Consider the following 16502-nt stretch of genomic DNA (forward strand, 5'->3'; position numbering starts at 1 on the left):
TAAATGAAAGTACTTGTCATACAAATTAAGATGATTGGTGACGTACTGGCAAGTACTGTCATTTGTGAAGCTATTAAGAAACAGCACCCAAACTGTGAAGTGCATTATTTGATTCAAAAAAATACGTTCCCAGTGGTGGAAAACAATCCTTTTATTGACAAAGTATTGTTTTTTGAAGAAGATAAATACAAGGGATTAAGTGGATTATTCCGTTTAGGAACGGAATTAAAACTAGAAAAATACGACACCGTAATTGATGTTTATGGAAAGTTTCAAAGTTTAATCCCAACGTATTTAAGTGGCGCAAAAAAACGAATTGGAACTTACAAATGGTATTCCAAACTTTTCTTAACCGAAACTGTTATTCCAGATACGGAATGTAATGGAACAGCAAATGCTTTCCGAATTTTATTAGCCAAAACCGCTATTAAAAAAGATATTCCGCAGATTTTTCCAAAAATTCATTTGACTCCATCTGAAATTGAAAACGCTAAAAATCAAATTGCAAGTCAATTAGATGTATCAAAAAAAATCGTGATGATTAGTGTTTTAGGAAGTGGAAAAAACAAGAGCTTACCTAATGCGTATATGGCGGAAGTATTAAACAAAATTGCTTCTACCGCAGATGTACAATTGGTTTTTAATTATATGCCAAATCAACAAGAAGAAGCTAAAGCAATTTTTAATTTGTGTGATGCTAATGCGCAATCAAAAATTGTATTCGATTTTTATGTAAAAGGATTACGCGGATTCTTAGCCGTATTATCGCAATGTGATGCTTTAGTCGGAAATGAAGGCGGTGCCACCAATATGTCAAAAGCGTTAAATATTCCAACTTTTACGATTTATGCTCCTTGGATCAACCGAACATCGTGGAATATTTTTGAAGAAACAGGTTTACATGAAATTGTACACTTATCTGATTATTTTCCTGACTTATATAAAAACAAACACCCCAAAAACTTTAAAGAAAAAGCTTTGGAGTGGTATGATAAATTGAATCCTGAACTATTTGCTGATAAATTACAGCAATTTGTAAAAAAGATTAGTCAATAAACTTCTCTTTATACCATTTTATTTGTTCTTCAAGTCCTTGTTTTAAGGTTACTTTAGGTTCGTAATTCAATAATTTTCTAGCTTTATCGATAACTGCAGCAGTACGTTGCTGATCGCCTTTTCTTGGAGGCTTGTTATCAATAATCAAGGTTTTATGCATGATTTGCTCAACAGCGGTAATTCCGTCTTGTGTAGTATTTACCTCATCAGTACCTAAATTGATAATTTCACCATCAACCGCAGCTTCTTTCCCGATAATTGCAGCTAATCCATCCACGATATCACCTACATATGTAAAACTTCTCTCGTGTTTTACACTTCCTTCAAACAATGGAAATGGTTTATCGTTGTAAAGATTTTCAATTAATTTGGTATATAATTTTTCTGGGCGTTCTCTTGGTCCAAAAACTGAGTATAAACGAATAGAACAAGCTTTCAATTTTCCAAGACGTTGTAATCCTAACACTAATTGTTCGGCTGCTAATTTGGTAGAACCATAAAAAGAAACAGGTTGCGCCGGAATCGTTTCATCTACTGTAGCTTCAATTCCATAAACAGATGAAGTAGCAATATTTACAAACGATTTTAAATTTGGATTATAAGCTAAAACGGCATCTAACAAATTTTGAGTAGCATAAATGTTATTTTTAACATATTCCTCTAAAGTAGTATCAGATGAAATTCCAGGTTGGGCAGCCAAATGATAGATATAATCATACGGTTTTTCGAATACTTTTGATAAGTCATCGTTCAAATCTACTCTAAAGATGAAAACCCCTTTTGCTTCTAAATCTTTAGCATTCATTTCCTTTAAAGCTGGACTGTAATAATCGTTAAAATTATCTAATCCAACCACTTCGTGACCTAATGCTACTAATTTTTCACATAAGTGTGACGCTATAAATCCTGCTGCTCCTGTTACTAATATTCGCATACTTATTATTTTTCTTCTTTCTTAATTCCGAAAGGTGTCCATTTAATTTTTTTATCGCGCACTTCTTTTCTGATAGCTAAATTAGCAGCTAACGATTCGGGTGTTTTATAACCACGTGCATGATCTAAGTGTAAAACAATCGCTTTGTGGCGGATTTGTTTTCCTTTTACTCCGTAATTCTCTAAACGCTCTCCAAATTCTCTATCGGGTCCACCGTATTTCATTCTTTCATCATAACCATTAATTGCAATCATATCTTCTTTAAATCCAGAAGAATTACAATTGTTAAACGATGGTGTTGTAGGCGAAATAACATCTAAAATTTTAGCGATAATTCCATCTGAACCTAATTTTAAAGTATTGGAAAAGTCTAATTTCTCTATTTTATTCAACCATTTTACATCGAAACATCTTTGTGTAAGTATATCTTCTTTGGTAATGGCTTTACTAGTTTTCATTGGAAGTTTACAATATCCTCCAGATAAAAACTTTCCTTTTTCTGCTTGTTGTGCATGTACTTCTACAAAATCAGCTCTCGGAATACAATCGCCATCTGTCATGATTATATACTCATGAGCCGCTTCTACAATGGCAACATTTAAAATTTCTTGTCTTCTATATCCTAAATCTTCATGCCACAAATGACGAACGGGCACAGGATAATCTTTCGCATAAGAATCAATCAATTCTTTTGTTGAAGGTCTTGAACCATCGTCGGCAATTATTAATTCAAAATCTTTATAAGTTTGTACACTATACCCAATTAAGACTTTTTCCAGCCATTCTTCTGCATTATAAGTACTTACAACTACTGATATTTTCATTCTTTATGTTTTTAGAAACGGTTTTATTCTGCAAAAATTCCGTTTTTAATTCTAATGATATTATGTTTTATATTATAACGTCTAATTTCTAAATTCGCCGCTATTTTTTGTGGGTCGGCATATCCTCTTTCGTGATGCAAATGTAAGCAAATTGCCTCGTATCTTATTTGTTTCGCTAAGATTCCTAAATTAAACAAACGTTCGCCTACTTCTCTATCCAATCCACCGTAATGCATATCTTGATTAAATCCATTGATAGCCAATAAATCTTCTTTAAAAACCGACGAATTATGCCCGTTGAACGTTTTCTTCGTTGGTGTTATCCAATTCATAAAACTTGCAAAGTATTTGTTCTTAGTCAGCTTCGATACTTTAAAATTAGCCTTCAAGCCATTATTAACCAACCATTTAATCGAAAAGCAATTTTGTTCAACAATAGCGTCTTCGGAAATAAAATTAGACAAGGACAAAGGTAATTTAAAATATCCACCTGATAAAAAATATCCTTTTTGTTGGTGTTTCAAATGTGTGGCGACAAAGTCATTTCTTGGAATACAATCACCATCTGTAAAAAGAAGGTAATCTGAATTAGCTTTTAAAATGGCTTTGTTTAAAATTTCTGATTTTCGAAAACCATTATCTTCTTGCCAAACATGAAGAATTGGATATTTAAATTTAGAAGAAAAACTTTGAATAACTTGTTTGGTTTTTTCAGTAGAACCGTCATCTGCAATTACCAATTCAAAATCCGTTTCAGTTTGAACACTGTAACCGATTAGCACTTTACGTAACCAATCTTCCGAATTGTATGTTGTAATTATTACAGATAATTTCATTAACGATGATAAAAAACGAAAGATACTACTTTTTCCAAAATTTTAATCGTTTTTTAATTTTCTTTCTTCTATTAAAACTATCCAAAAAATTATTCGATTCTTTCATCAAAAGGGTATAGAAAACATCCGATTCAATTCCGTACAAAGGCGCATACGCCTCACTAAAGACTTTATTGATGTAACTATCATTTGTTAATTTAGCAATATTCTTAACGCGTTGATTTAATGACAATTCCTCATGAAAACTCATTCGATTTAAATCAACCAAATAAAAATTATATTCGTTCTCACCTACTTTTTTAATCAAAGTATTTCCAGCAGTATTATCGATAAATTCGATTCCTAGATTGTGAATTTTAAAAAAGAAATTTGCCGATTGCTTAATGATTTCATCTCGATTAGGATAATTTGGTTCAAAAATCAAATTGCGAAACATCAAATCAACATCTTGTTGTAAGCTAAAATAGTAGCTTTCTTCTAAACCTTTAACGGTTTTATTTTCATAATACGCAAAAGGTTGAGGAGTACCAATTCCTTTACTCAACAAAATTTGAGCATACTCAAAAGAACGTTGTGCTTTTGATTTACGAATGTATCCATAAATAAAAGCATTAAGTAAATTCGGTTTTTTAAATGATTTTATATTGACTGAAAAATCTCCTACAGTAAAAACTTTGATAACATTTCGTTTTTCAGAACCAATTAATTCACCCGAAGTTTTAAAATTCTCTAAAAGAGAATCAAATTGAGGTTGAAGATATTCATAATCAGGGTGAAATATTTTTTTCATTTAGGACAAATTCATTTGTAACTACAAAAGTAAGTTTTTTTATTAATTTAGTTTATTTTTACCAAAAAAAAGCCATGTTTTATCACTTTCTAATCACACGTTTTAATTTAAAAAATCCAGAATGGGATGTAACTAAAAACAACGAAGCTCTTTTAGATGAAAAATGGATGGATGAGCGCTTGGAATTATTTTCTAATTATTGCTTGCCTTCTGTCATAAATCAGTCTAATAAAAACTTCAAATGGCTCTTGTTTTTTGATAGTAGCACAAGTGATACCTATCGAGCAAAAATTGAAAGTATCCTTCAAAAAAATGATTTAATCGTTCCTTTTTACATTGATGGAATGCCTAAATTTAATGAGGCGATTTTAAATTATCTAAAAGAAAATGCTGCTGATCAAGACTATTTAATTACGTCGCGTATTGACAATGATGATTGTATTCATAAAGATTTCATCAACGAAATACAGAAACAATTCAATAAACAAGATTTTTTAGCCATTGACAATATTAATGGCTACACTTTACAAGTAGAACCCAATTTTATTTTAGGTAAAAAGGAACATATTTTCAATCCTTTTATCAGTTTAATTGAACGAAACGACAATCCTAAAACGGTGTGGCATTATGTGCACAACATGTGGAAAAAAGAACCACGAATTATTCATTTATCTGAAAAAAGATTATGGCTTTCTGTAATTCATGGAAAAAACAAAGTCAATGAATTTGATGGTTACGGAAACATCAAGTGGAGCAATATTAATTCTGATTTTATTATTTCAGAAAGTAAAAACAAAGAAATCATTGCTACTCAACTTCCATTTTCAAAGTGGTGGTTTTTAAGTCTTAGAAATTACCTTTATGTAAAAATGGTATTAGTAAGCAAACAAATTAAAAAAGGATTAGGGATTTACAAGGTGAAATAAATGCAAAAAGAACACTATATACTTTGGACAAGTGGATGGGATTCTACTTTTAGAATTCTTCAGTTGGTTTTGGCAGAAAAGATAGAAGTACAACCTATTTATATTATAGATAACGATAGAAAGTCTTTAAATCAGGAACTTAATGCTATTGAAAATATTACTAAAAAGCTTTTTAATCAATTTCCAGAAAGTAAAAACTATTTAAAACCAATTTGGTTTGTAAAGAAAGAAGAAATAGAAGATAATTCAGTAATAGAAAAAGCTTTCAAAGAAATTAAAAGTCATCAAAAAATCGGAAGTCAATATGAGTGGATTGCGAATTTTTGTCATTCAAATAATTTAACAAACGTTGAATTATGCGTTGAAAAAAATCTAGAAAAATCATCTTTTGCTTACTTTTTAGAAAAGAATTATTTCAAGCTATCTTCCTCAAAAATTGAAACTAACCAACATTATAATAACATCCATATTGTTTTTAAATATTTTGATTTTCCAATAATAAATCTTTTAAAAACAGATATGCTAAAAATTGCCAAACAAAATAACTGGCTAGACATATTATATTTAACTTGGTTTTGTCATAGTCCAAAAGACAATATTCCTTGTGGCAAATGTAATCCTTGTAAGGATGTTATTAAAAAAGGATTGTCTTATCGTATTCCTTTGAAAAACAGAATAAAAGGCTATTTAAAAATTTACAAGATAAAATTATTGAAAGGGTAGCTGTATAGCGTCTCCCATTTCTTTATTTAATTTTTCCATTTTTAATCGCTTCATTCCTCCCATTGGAAAAAAAGTTAATTCACCAAAAATCACACTATTATTATGCGAATACAAATCAACTCGTATAAAAATAAAACCCTCGGAAAGTTTAGTAGCAACGTCTATCATTTCATTGAAATTATCCGGTTTTTCAAATTCGTGCTCAAAATAGTCTTTAGTAATCTTTTCTTGGCAAATTTTAGTCCAATTTAAATCATAAAAACATTTTTTTTCAACGCCATTAATTGAAGTTTTAACTAAAACATATTTTGGAACGCCGCTAAAACAATAAAACTTATAATCTTTTAATTGTTCATTACCCGAATCGATTAATTCTTCAACAACAATACGTGGTTTCAATTTTTTATAAACATACTCCCGATTTACTTTAAAGTATTCTGTTTTTAAAAAAGTTTTTATTTTTTTCTCTATTTTACTTAAATCAATTTTTGATTTATCAACAACCAAAATATTCATCCCAGAGCCATGAGTTCCTTTTATGATAAACTTTTCAGGTAATATTGAAAAGTCAATATCTTTAAATGAATCAAAAACTCCGTAAATAGGATTCAAGTATTTCTCACCAATTTTATTGGCCACATATTTTCTAACTTCAAATTTATCCACATAACAACCGTATTCTTCTTTATAAAAATTCAATTTTAACCATTGAATTTTTTCCATGAATTCAGAAGGATTTTCTAAATTCAATTTTTTGTTATTATACTTATAATATTTACACTTACAAAACTTAACATCTGAAAAACAGAATATTGAATTAAGTTTCAAATTAATACGATTAATAAAACTCATCTTAATACACTAGATTAAAAAGAAGATACTAAACCAAAAAAATGGATCGTAAAACCTTCTTGAGAATGAAAACAAATTTATTCAAAATCGGTATTAAACAAATACTTTCGCATTTATTATTTAATTGTTTTTTTAAAAACAAAAAATAGATAAATATTAAACAGGAGGTGAATAAAATTTAAAAAAAATATACATTTGTGATTACTTTATTTATTTTCATTTCTTATAAAAACTCAACTAATATTATACAATTACAAATGAACGACTACAGGTTGATTTTTCAGAAACGAGCACTAGATTATCATTTTGCAATGCAAAATTATCCACATGTTAGATTTCATGAATTCAACAACTTAATTTCATCTTTAAATTTTTCATCTTTAAATGAAATTTTAGATATTCCCTCTGGCGGTGGTTATTTAAAGCATTTTTTACCAAATCATTTAAATGTAACATCAACGGATTTTTCTGAGGGATTTACAAATAATGACATAAAACTCGTTTCTCCAGAAAAACTACCTTTTAAATCAAACAGTTTTGATGCCGTTTTTTCACTTAGTGGCATGCATCATTTAAAAAATGTTCCGCAATTTGTAGAAGAATGTTTAAGAGTAATTAAATCTGATGGAAATTTAATTTTTGCAGATGTAAAAAAAGAAACATCAATCGATGTCTTTTTAAATCAATTTGTTAATGAATATAATTCTTTAGGTCATCAAGGTGATTTCTTTCATGAAGATTATTTTGAAAAATATCCAAACATTCAAAACAAAATTGTTGAATGTAAATACAATGAATATCCATTTGTTTTTAATAGTAAAGAAGAAATGATTTTGTTTTTTAAACTCTTTTTTGGATTAGATAAAGCTAGTGGCAGCATTATTTATGAAGGAATTCAAAATATTTTAGGAATTCAAACAACCTGTAATAGAATTGAAGTAAATTGGGGATTGATTCAATTCAAACTTAAAAAATAAAATAATTTTTTAAAAAACTATTTAGGCAACTGAATTAAATCTCCAAATTCTATATTAAATCTTTCTATTGAACTTCTGATAAGTCCGGCATTTGAAAAAAAAGTTAATTCACCAAAAATAATTTTATGCCCTATAGAATATAAATCAACTCTTAAAAAAACAAAACCTTCTGATAATTTTTCTGCAATTTGAACCATTTCATCAAAATTTTCAGGCTTTTTAAAATCGGCTTTATAAAAAGAAGAATTATAGGTCTCGGGTAGTACTTTATTCCAATTTAAATCATAAAAACATTTTCTTATGTTTTCCGATTTGTTCTTTTGCACAAATACATATTTAGGCTTACCATGAAAACAATGAAATTTATAATCTATAAGTTCCTCACTATCAATTTCAGTGATATATTTTTCAATTAAAATTCTAGGCTTTAAATCTTTATAAATCTTTTCACGAAATTTGTGATAGTAATTTTCAGAAAGATATTGGTTTAATTTCTTTTTAACTTTTTCAAGATTCAGATTATCTCTATCTTTTACAATAATATTATAGCCTGAACCATGTGTTCCTTTCAAAACAAACTGTTGAGGTAAATCTGTAAAACTTATTTCAGAAACTGAATCATAAACCCCAAAAATATCATTTAAATATTTACCTCCTATTGTTCTTTCAACATGATTTCGAACATCATATTTATCAGCATATTTACCATAACTTTCAGTATAATAATTTAGTTTTAGCCATAAAGTTTTTTCCATAAACTCTTTTGGATTAACTAAATCTGGTTTTTTTCCATTTTTTAAGTAATACTGATATATAGAAATCATTTCGTCACTTGCATTAATAAATTTAAGCAAATTCAAATACAATTTAATACACTTACGTTTAAAAAAGAACATTTTTATTTTTGGTTAAAAAGTACCACTTCATTCAATTCATTAAACATTTTTTTTGCAATTACTTCTTTCGTGAAATTATCAATTAAGAATTGATATCCATTAGTACTACATTTTTCTTGTAATTGTTTATCATTCATCATTTGCTCTACTTTATCAGCAAATGAAATTGGATTCCCGACTTCTGCCAACAAACCTGTTTCATTATCAATCACAACTTCAGGGATTCCTCCCGCTTTTGCGGCTACAATAGGAACTCTACAAGCATAGGATTCCAAAAGTACTCCACCTGTCGGCTCATTATTAGATGTAAACAAAAACAGGTCAAATTCAGGAAGAATTTCAGGAATATCTTTTCTAAAACCTGCAAAAATAATATCATTCTGTAAACCTAAAGCTGCTACTTGTTCTCTAACTTCATTTTCCAAAGAACCTTTTCCTACTAAAATATACTTTGCTTTAACACCACGTTTAACAAGTTCCGCAACGGTATTTACCCAAGTTTTATGATCTTTAAAACCTGTAAACTCAGCGATATTACCTATTATTTTGTAATCAGTTGGAATATTAAATTCTTGATGTAAGGCACCTATCTTAGATTGCTTTTTAAATTTATGAATATCGGTAACACTTCCCACAACACATAGCTTCGAATGATCTTTAACTGCATATTTTAAAACCTCAACAACTGGTTCTGAAACACAAATTATTTTTTTTATTCCTTTATAATTATATTTCCATTTTCGTAAGAAATTTGTATCTACTCGTCTTATTAAAGTTCTGCATAAAACTAGTGGCGTTTTTAATCCATAAAAAATTGCAGATAATACAGCCATAGTATGAGACTGACTACTATGAATAAAAATTACATCTGCTTTTTTTTCTTTTGAAATCAAACTTAACTGCTTAGCAAATTTAAAATCATACTCAGACTTATATGGAAAAGAAATTACGTTCATTCCTTTTTCAGTAGCAACTTTAAAAACCTCTGAGTTTTCAGGACATATAATCCATTGATCCTCTACATATCCATACTCCTTAAACGCTTCATATAAATAAATGATTTTTTGTTCATGGCCTCTCCAGCCCATTGAGGCAGTTAATTGAATAAGTCTCATTATTATTTTATTTTAAAACAAATATAGTTTCTTATTTAATTTATAAAAGATATTTTAAGTAAAAAAACATATATTTACAATCATTTTTTAAACATGAGAAATTATAAAAAAATAATTTTAAGATTATTAAAAAACTTTAAATTTTTGCCACCTAAAATCTACATCCCTTTACAATATGAATATGTAACAGGGAATAAACTAAATTTAAAAAACCCAAAGACTTTTAATGAAAAAATTCAGTGGTATAAATTAAATTATAAAAATCCAATTCTTAGAAAACTAGTTGACAAATACAATGTTAGAGAATTCGTTTCTGATAAAATTGGAGAAAAATATTTAAATACTTTACTAGGCGTTTACGAAACCCCTAATGAAATTGATTTTGAAAAACTACCAAATAAATTTGTATTAAAATGTGTTCATGGTAGTGGTTATAATATTTGTGTAAAAGACAAATCATCTCTAGATATAGTTAAAACAAAAAAAATATTAGAGAAATGGCAAAAGAAAAACTTCTATAATAAAGGAAAAGAATGGGCTTATAAAGGCATAAAACCTTTAATTATTGCCGAAAAATTTCTTGAAGAATTTGAAAAAGAAGTAATTAATGATTACAAATTTTTCTGTTTTGATGGTAAAATAAAGTTTATTCAAATAGATATTGAAAGACAAATAAAAAATTACAGGTGCTATTATAATACCGATTGGGAAAAGCTTAATTTTTGTACCGAAAAAAAATTGTTTTATGAAGATGAAACAACAAGACCTGAAAAATTAACAGAGATGATAGAAGTTGTAGAAAAATTAGCTGAAAATTTCCCTTTTGTTCGAGTTGACTTTTACTTGATTGAAAACCATATCATTTTTGGCGAATTAACTTTTTATCCAGGAAATGGACTAATAAAATTTCTACCAGAAGAGATGAATACAATTGTTGGAGATTATTTTAAATTACCAAATTAAAAAATTAATGGATATCAATACTGAAGTACACAACGCATTCGAAGTCATTAAAAATGGTGGCATTATCTTATATCCAACCGACACCGTTTGGGGAATTGGTTGCGATGCCACAAATGAAGAAGCTGTAAAAAAAATCTACGCGTTAAAACAACGGGAAGAAACCAAAAGCATGATTGTTTTAATGAACGGAGAACGCATGATGTATAACGTTTTCAAAGAAATTCCTGATGTGGCCTGGCAAATTCTAGATTTATCTGAAAAACCGACAACTTTAATCTTAGATAATCCTCGAAATGTAGCTAAAAATATCGTTGCTGAAGATAACACGTTAGGAGTTCGATTAGTTACGGAACCTTTCTGTTTTAAACTAATGGAACGCATGAAAAAACCATTGGTTTCTACGTCAGCAAATATTTCAGGCGAACCTACACCAAAAACTTTCAAAGAAATTAGTCCCGAAATTATAAAAGGTGTGGACTATGTAGTAAATTTGCACCACGATAAAGTTTGCAAAAATCCTTCTACGATTATTAAATTAGGTTTAGATAGCCAGGTAAAAGTGATTCGCAAGTAAAATGTGCCAATATTTCAATTTGTCAATTAGCCAATGATGTTGTTTGATAATTAATTGGCGCATTGCCGAATTGTCAAATTGACTAATTAAGAAAATGAATTACAAACAACATTTAGAACATAACATCTTCAAAATCATTTCGCAAGCAGCCCAAGAACTCAACTTGGAATGTTATGTAATTGGTGGTTTTGTTCGCGATATATTACTCAACAGAGACCACAAAAAAGACATCGATATCGTTGCCGTTGGTAGCGGAATTGAATTGGCTTTAAAAGTTTCCGAATTAATTCCGTTTCATCCAAAAGTGCAAGTTTTTAAAAATTATGGAACTGCGATGTTACGCTACGATGATATTGACGTGGAATTTGTAGGTGCTCGAAAAGAATCGTACACACACGATAGCCGAAATCCTCTAGTAGAAAATGGGACATTAAAAGACGACCAAGAAAGAAGAGATTTTACGATAAACGCTTTAGCTTTTTCTTTGAATTCTGAAAACTTTGGTGATTTAGTTGACCCATTTAATGGTGTAGAAGATTTGAAAAATAAAATCATCAAAACACCTTTAAATCCAGACATTACGTATTCTGATGATCCATTGCGTATGATGCGCGCCATTCGTTTTGCTACGCAATTGAATTTCGAAATAGAATCAAAATCTTTAGAAGCGATTTCAAAAAATAAAGATAGAATCAATATCATTTCAGGCGAACGAATTGTTGATGAATTGCATAAAATTTTAGCTTCAGATAAACCATCAATCGGATTTTTACATTTGTATCAAACGGGTTTATTGGACATTATTTTACCTGAATTAACGGCTTTGAATAATGTAGAAGAAGTCGAAGGTCATACGCACAAAAACAATTTTTATCATACGTTAGAAGTAGTAGACAATATTTGCCCGAATACTGATGATGTTTGGTTACGCTGGTCGGCCTTATTACACGACATTGGCAAAGCACCAACCAAAAGATTCAACAAAAAACAAGGTTGGACGTTTCACGGACATGAATTTTTGGGTGGAAAAATGGTCAAAAAAATATTTGAACGTTTGCACATGCCTTTGAATCACAAAATGAAATTTGTGCAAAAAATGGTTACGATGAGTTCGCGCCCAATTGTAATTGCAGAAGATATTGTTACGGATAGCGCAGTGCGTCGTTTGGTTTTTGATGCTGGAGAAGATATCGATAGTTTGATGACCTTATGCAAAGCGGATATCACGACTAAAAATCCAAAGAAATTTCAAAAATACCACAAGAACTTCGACATTGTAAAAGAGAAGATAGTAGAAGTGGAAGAAAAAGATAGAGTTCGTGTTTTTCAACCTCCTATTTCGGGCGAAGAAATTATGGAATTATTTGGTTTGAAACCTTGTAGAGAAATTGGGATTTTGAAAGAAGCGGTAAAAGAAGCCATTTTAGAAGGCGAAATTCCAAACGAATACGAAGCTGCGAAAGATTTTATCTTGAACAAAGCTTCAAAAATGGGATTGAAAAAAGTATAAAAATTATAATCTGTTAAAGCACTTTTCAAATTAGCATTGCGTAAATTTGGGGTGCTTTTTGAATATCAAGAAATATGAAAACTAATAAATCAGTTATTTACTGGCTACTTTCAGGATGTGTTTTGTTATTTATCATGGTAACTGTTGGCGGAATTACACGTCTAACCAACTCTGGTTTATCCATGACCGATTGGCATTTAATTAACGACACCTTCCCTCCTATGTCGGAAGAAAAATGGATAGAAGCTTTTGAAGAATACAAGAAATTTCCAGAATACCAAAAAGTAAATCAATACAAAGATTTTCAATTAGAGGATTATAAATTTATTTTCTTTTGGGAATGGTTTCACCGTTTTATTGGTCGCATTATTGGTGTGGTTTTCATTATCCCGTTTGTTTATTTCTTAATCAAAAAGAAATTAGATAACGAAACCATCAAAAAATGTTTTATTCTTTTAGGAATGGGCGCTTTTCAAGGATTTTTGGGTTGGTTCATGGTAGCCAGTGGTTTAAAAGACATGCCCGATGTGAGTCACTTCAGATTAGCGATTCACTTAACATTTGCTTTTATTACGTTTGCTTATACACTTTGGGTTGCCTTAGATTTAATTTATCCAGAGCGAAAATTACCAGTTTTAGAATTGCGAAAAATAGCTCGTATTGCTTTAGTAATTTTAATCATTCAAATCATTTACGGAGGTTTTGTTGCAGGTTTAAATGCAGGATTAATTCACAACCATTGGCCTTTAATGAGTGATGGACAATTCTTTCATGAAAGTATAAAATTAGAACAATCAAATTTATTGTTATCTTTTACAGAAGGAAAAAGTGGCGTTCAATTCATTCACCGAACATTCGCTTATGTAGTAGTGGGAATGATTATTTTCTTATTCATAAAAAGTAGAAAATTTACTTTAGATAAAACGCAAGAGAACGGAGTTAAAACGTTATTGGTTTTTGTATTTATCCAATTTCTTTTAGGAATTTTTACCTTGCTTTTCCATGTACCACTTTGGTTAGGATTAGCACATCAAATCATGGCGTTCTTTTTATTGACGGCAATGACATTTACTTTGCATAGATTTAGTAAATAATGAAATACTATTTCCATCTTCAATATAAAATGATAAATCGTTCGTTTATTGAATATGGAATGCCTATAATTTTAGGTTATTTTATTCTGATTTTTGCTTTCATTTTGGGTTCCAAAACCCTTTTTGAAAAAGTAGATTATGCAAATTATCTTTATATTTTAACCTATTGTATTCTGATTCTAAAACTTAGTGAAGTTACTCGAAATAGATTTTTAAAATACTGTTTTAAATCCTCAGATTATAAACTCATTAGAATTTCCGAAAACATTCTAATTGCTCTACCTTTCATTGCTTTTTTAATCTATCTTAATAATTTTCTATTTATTCCTGCTTATTTAATTTTAGCAATCATTTTAGGGTTTATAAGTTTAAAATCTATTTATAATTTTATAATTCCAACTCCTTTTTCAAAAAAGCCTTTCGAATTTACTATTGGTTTTAGAAATACTTTTTATATTTTCCTTATTTCAATATTCTTATTATTTAAAGCAATTGAAGTTACAAATCTAAATCTTGGGATAGCAGCATTAATTTCAGTTTTTCTAATCTTTTTTTCTTATTATTCCGTTCCCGAAACTTCGTTTTTTGTGTGGAGTTATAATTTAAATCCAAAATCTTTTTTAATCGAAAAAATTAAGACTTCTATTTTATATAGTTCCTTCATAGTTCTTCCATTTACTACAATTTTAGTCATTTTATTTTTCGATAAAATAGAAGCGATTGTAACTTTTTTAGCATTTGGATACTTATTCCTAATAACTATTATTTTAGCAAAATATGCCGCCTATCCAGATAAAATGAATATTATTCAAAGTGTATTACTTGGCTTTTGCATTTATTTTCCACCATTGTTAGCTATTGTAATTCCATATTTTTACCTTCAATCATTAAAACAACTCAAACAGCTTCTCAAATGATTCAAATTGAAAATTTATCAAAAAAATATGGCAACAAGGTTGTATTACAGTCTATAAATTTACTTTTTGAAAGCGGTAAAGTATACGGATTAGTTGGAGAAAATGGTGCCGGAAAAACAACTTTATTTAATTGTATTGCAGGTTTAGAAACGTATAATGGCGAAATAAAATCTGACTTACCTATATTAAAAAATCATTTAGGTTTATTGGTAACCGAACCTTACTTTTTTCCAAAAATTACTGGAAAAGAATATATTCAATTATTATGTAATGCAAGAAATATCAATACAATTGACTTCGAAAAAAATAAAATTTTTGACTTACCACTAAATGAATATGCATCAAAATATTCTACTGGGATGAAAAAGAAATTAGCCCTAACAGCTATTTTGCTTCAAGAAAACAAATATTTCATTTTAGACGAACCTTTTAATGGAGTTGACATTCAAAGTAATATCATAATAACCGAAATCATTCATAAATTAAAAGACCTAGGAAAAACGATAATTATTTCTTCTCACATTTTCTCAACATTAAATGATACTTGTGACGAAATAATGATTCTTGAAAACAATTCCATTTCAAAAAGAGTGATTAAATCAGATTTTTACCAACTAGAAAATGAAATGAAAAAAAAATCAATTGGTAATAAAATTGACTTTCTAAATTTGAAGTAACTACCCTATCCACTCTTTAAAATCACCAACACGTTCTCTTGCAACAATGACTTCATCGTCTTTGTATGTTGGTAAAATGATTTTTAATCTTGAATTCGAATACACTTGAATTTCCTTCACTGCTTTCAGAGGAACTATGAATTTTCGGCTTACTCGATAGAATTCTTTTGGATTGATTTCTGCTTCTATAACTTCTAAAGTCGAATCAATTAAATAATCACGGTTGTCTAAAGTGTGAATATAAGTTCCTTTGTTTTCGCTGTAAAAACATTCTACTTCATCAATGGAAATCACTTTTAATTGTTGGCCAATTTTTACTGAAAAACGCTTTTTGTATTCCTTTTCCACTGGATTGACTAACATTCGCTTAATCGCTTCAAAATCTAATGAAATATTTTGCGATTGAGTTCTAGCTTTAAATTTATTGACAGCGACTTCCAAATCTTCTTCATCGATTGGTTTCAATAAATAATCAATACTATTCAATTTGAAAGCTCGCAAAGCGTACTCATCATAAGCGGTTGTGAAAATCACCGCACTTTTGATGTGTTGCTGAGCTTTGTCAAAGTACTCAAATATCTCAAACGACAAACCATCAGACAATTGAATGTCTAAAAAAATCAAATCAGGATGCGGATTGTTTTGAAACCATGCAATAGCTTCTTCCACAGAGTGTAACATTGTGTTTATTTGCAAACCTAATTTTTCAACCTTGCGTTGCAACAATCGTGCTGCTGGTTTTTCGTCTTCGATAATTAATATGTTCATTGTATTTTTGTTTCAGGTTTTAAGTTTCAGGTTTCAAGTTCTTGTGTTGTCAACTGCGACTGAAAACTGT

The 16502-nt window shown here is 29.3% G+C and carries 18 protein-coding genes; 10 read left to right on the forward strand and 8 right to left on the reverse strand.

Annotation, left to right across the window (positions count from 1 at the left end):
* The first annotated feature begins 3 nt into the window (after positions 1-3).
* Positions 4-1056, forward strand: a complete 1053-nt coding sequence (locus tag IM755_RS05785; RefSeq protein ID WP_194094658.1) for a glycosyltransferase family 9 protein — start codon at positions 4-6, stop codon at positions 1054-1056.
* Here IM755_RS05785 and IM755_RS05790 read toward each other — a convergent pair.
* From IM755_RS05790 to IM755_RS05805, 4 genes are read right to left on the reverse strand one after another with little or no spacing between them, the layout of a single operon-like run.
* Positions 1046-1990 (reverse strand): NAD-dependent epimerase/dehydratase family protein, encoded by a 945-nt coding sequence (locus tag IM755_RS05790; protein ID WP_194094660.1) that lies wholly within the window; start codon positions 1988-1990, stop codon positions 1046-1048. The two genes, IM755_RS05785 and IM755_RS05790, sit on opposite strands and share 11 nt — an antisense overlap.
* Positions 1991-1995: 5 nt before the next feature.
* The gene (locus IM755_RS05795; protein WP_194094662.1) at positions 1996-2814 is read right to left on the reverse strand and encodes a glycosyltransferase family 2 protein; all 819 of its coding nucleotides are present in this window, start codon (positions 2812-2814) and stop codon (positions 1996-1998) included.
* Positions 2815-2837: 23 nt separating this feature from the next.
* The gene (locus IM755_RS05800; RefSeq protein ID WP_194094664.1) at positions 2838-3650 is read right to left on the reverse strand and encodes a glycosyltransferase; all 813 of its coding nucleotides are present in this window, start codon (positions 3648-3650) and stop codon (positions 2838-2840) included.
* Positions 3651-3675: 25 nt separating this feature from the next.
* A complete protein-coding gene (locus IM755_RS05805) occupies positions 3676-4440 on the reverse strand; it encodes a Kdo domain containing protein (RefSeq protein WP_194094666.1) in 765 nt (254 codons plus the stop codon).
* A 74-nt stretch (positions 4441-4514) separates the two neighbouring features.
* On the opposite strand from IM755_RS05805, the gene IM755_RS05810 reads away from it, so the two are divergent.
* Positions 4515-5366: a glycosyltransferase gene (locus IM755_RS05810; protein WP_194094668.1), complete on the forward strand. Its 852-nt coding sequence runs from the start codon at positions 4515-4517 to the stop codon at positions 5364-5366.
* The gene (locus IM755_RS05815) at positions 5367-6089 is read left to right on the forward strand and encodes an adenine nucleotide alpha hydrolase family protein (RefSeq protein ID WP_194094677.1); all 723 of its coding nucleotides are present in this window, start codon (positions 5367-5369) and stop codon (positions 6087-6089) included.
* Here the strand turns inward: IM755_RS05815 and IM755_RS05820 are convergent.
* The gene (locus IM755_RS05820; RefSeq protein WP_317172432.1) at positions 6075-6941 is read right to left on the reverse strand and encodes an ATP-grasp fold amidoligase family protein; all 867 of its coding nucleotides are present in this window, start codon (positions 6939-6941) and stop codon (positions 6075-6077) included. The two genes, IM755_RS05815 and IM755_RS05820, sit on opposite strands and share 15 nt — an antisense overlap.
* A gap of 257 nt (positions 6942-7198) precedes the next feature.
* Here IM755_RS05820 and IM755_RS05825 point away from each other — a divergent pair, with 257 nt between their 5' ends.
* Positions 7199-7918, forward strand: coding sequence for a class I SAM-dependent methyltransferase (locus IM755_RS05825; RefSeq protein ID WP_194094682.1), 720 nt, complete (start codon positions 7199-7201; stop codon positions 7916-7918).
* 17 nt (positions 7919-7935) lie between these two features.
* Here the strand turns inward: IM755_RS05825 and IM755_RS05830 are convergent, their stop codons facing one another.
* Both IM755_RS05830 and IM755_RS05835 read right to left on the reverse strand, forming a co-directional pair.
* Entirely contained in the window at positions 7936-8814 is an 879-nt protein-coding gene (locus tag IM755_RS05830) for an ATP-grasp fold amidoligase family protein (RefSeq protein WP_194094684.1), read from the reverse strand.
* Positions 8815-8816: 2 nt separating this feature from the next.
* Positions 8817-9929: a glycosyltransferase family 4 protein gene (locus IM755_RS05835; RefSeq protein WP_194094686.1), complete on the reverse strand. Its 1113-nt coding sequence runs from the start codon at positions 9927-9929 to the stop codon at positions 8817-8819.
* Between the two features lie 93 nt (positions 9930-10022).
* Here IM755_RS05835 and IM755_RS05840 point away from each other — a divergent pair, with 93 nt between their 5' ends.
* The 6 genes from IM755_RS05840 (at position 10023) to IM755_RS05865 (ending at position 15664) form a co-directional block, all read left to right on the forward strand.
* On the forward strand, positions 10023-10892 hold the full coding sequence (locus tag IM755_RS05840) for an ATP-grasp fold amidoligase family protein (protein ID WP_194094688.1): 870 nt from the start codon (positions 10023-10025) through the stop codon (positions 10890-10892).
* Between the two features lie 7 nt (positions 10893-10899).
* Complete coding sequence (locus tag IM755_RS05845; RefSeq protein WP_194094690.1) at positions 10900-11466, forward strand: L-threonylcarbamoyladenylate synthase; 567 nt, start codon at positions 10900-10902, stop codon at positions 11464-11466.
* A 94-nt stretch (positions 11467-11560) separates the two neighbouring features.
* On the forward strand, positions 11561-12976 hold the full coding sequence (locus IM755_RS05850) for a CCA tRNA nucleotidyltransferase (RefSeq protein WP_194094692.1): 1416 nt from the start codon (positions 11561-11563) through the stop codon (positions 12974-12976).
* 74 nt (positions 12977-13050) lie between these two features.
* Positions 13051-14070: a COX15/CtaA family protein gene (locus tag IM755_RS05855; protein WP_194094694.1), complete on the forward strand. Its 1020-nt coding sequence runs from the start codon at positions 13051-13053 to the stop codon at positions 14068-14070.
* Positions 14070-14987: an ABC transporter permease gene (locus IM755_RS05860; RefSeq protein ID WP_194094696.1), complete on the forward strand. Its 918-nt coding sequence runs from the start codon at positions 14070-14072 to the stop codon at positions 14985-14987. The genes IM755_RS05855 and IM755_RS05860 overlap by 1 nt, the downstream gene beginning before the upstream one ends.
* Positions 14984-15664 carry an ABC transporter ATP-binding protein gene (locus IM755_RS05865; RefSeq protein WP_194094698.1) on the forward strand — a complete coding sequence of 227 codons (681 nt, stop codon included), beginning with the start codon at positions 14984-14986 and terminating at the stop codon, positions 15662-15664. Before IM755_RS05860 ends, IM755_RS05865 begins: the two co-directional genes overlap by 4 nt.
* Here the strand turns inward: IM755_RS05865 and IM755_RS05870 are convergent, their stop codons facing one another.
* Positions 15665-16432: a LytR/AlgR family response regulator transcription factor gene (locus IM755_RS05870; RefSeq protein ID WP_194094700.1), complete on the reverse strand. Its 768-nt coding sequence runs from the start codon at positions 16430-16432 to the stop codon at positions 15665-15667.
* Positions 16433-16502: the final 70 nt, after the last annotated feature.

Origin of the sequence: Flavobacterium proteolyticum (assembly GCF_015223105.1) — a bacterium.
GTDB classification, from domain to species: Bacteria; Bacteroidota; Bacteroidia; order Flavobacteriales; family Flavobacteriaceae; genus Flavobacterium; species Flavobacterium proteolyticum.

Coding starts and splice junctions, on each gene's coding strand:
- IM755_RS05785 (WP_194094658.1), top strand. CDS start 4: ATGAAAGTACTTGTCATACAAATTAAGATGATTGGTGACGTACTGGCA.
- IM755_RS05790 (WP_194094660.1), bottom strand. CDS start 1,990: ATGCGAATATTAGTAACAGGAGCAGCAGGATTTATAGCGTCACACTTA.
- IM755_RS05795 (WP_194094662.1), bottom strand. CDS start 2,814: ATGAAAATATCAGTAGTTGTAAGTACTTATAATGCAGAAGAATGGCTG.
- IM755_RS05800 (WP_194094664.1), bottom strand. CDS start 3,650: ATGAAATTATCTGTAATAATTACAACATACAATTCGGAAGATTGGTTA.
- IM755_RS05805 (WP_194094666.1), bottom strand. CDS start 4,440: ATGAAAAAAATATTTCACCCTGATTATGAATATCTTCAACCTCAATTT.
- IM755_RS05810 (WP_194094668.1), top strand. CDS start 4,515: ATGTTTTATCACTTTCTAATCACACGTTTTAATTTAAAAAATCCAGAA.
- IM755_RS05815 (WP_194094677.1), top strand. CDS start 5,367: ATGCAAAAAGAACACTATATACTTTGGACAAGTGGATGGGATTCTACT.
- IM755_RS05820 (WP_317172432.1), bottom strand. CDS start 6,941: ATGAGTTTTATTAATCGTATTAATTTGAAACTTAATTCAATATTCTGT.
- IM755_RS05825 (WP_194094682.1), top strand. CDS start 7,199: ATGAACGACTACAGGTTGATTTTTCAGAAACGAGCACTAGATTATCAT.
- IM755_RS05830 (WP_194094684.1), bottom strand. CDS start 8,814: ATGTTCTTTTTTAAACGTAAGTGTATTAAATTGTATTTGAATTTGCTT.
- IM755_RS05835 (WP_194094686.1), bottom strand. CDS start 9,929: ATGAGACTTATTCAATTAACTGCCTCAATGGGCTGGAGAGGCCATGAA.
- IM755_RS05840 (WP_194094688.1), top strand. CDS start 10,023: ATGAGAAATTATAAAAAAATAATTTTAAGATTATTAAAAAACTTTAAA.
- IM755_RS05845 (WP_194094690.1), top strand. CDS start 10,900: ATGGATATCAATACTGAAGTACACAACGCATTCGAAGTCATTAAAAAT.
- IM755_RS05850 (WP_194094692.1), top strand. CDS start 11,561: ATGAATTACAAACAACATTTAGAACATAACATCTTCAAAATCATTTCG.
- IM755_RS05855 (WP_194094694.1), top strand. CDS start 13,051: ATGAAAACTAATAAATCAGTTATTTACTGGCTACTTTCAGGATGTGTT.
- IM755_RS05860 (WP_194094696.1), top strand. CDS start 14,070: ATGAAATACTATTTCCATCTTCAATATAAAATGATAAATCGTTCGTTT.
- IM755_RS05865 (WP_194094698.1), top strand. CDS start 14,984: ATGATTCAAATTGAAAATTTATCAAAAAAATATGGCAACAAGGTTGTA.
- IM755_RS05870 (WP_194094700.1), bottom strand. CDS start 16,432: ATGAACATATTAATTATCGAAGACGAAAAACCAGCAGCACGATTGTTG.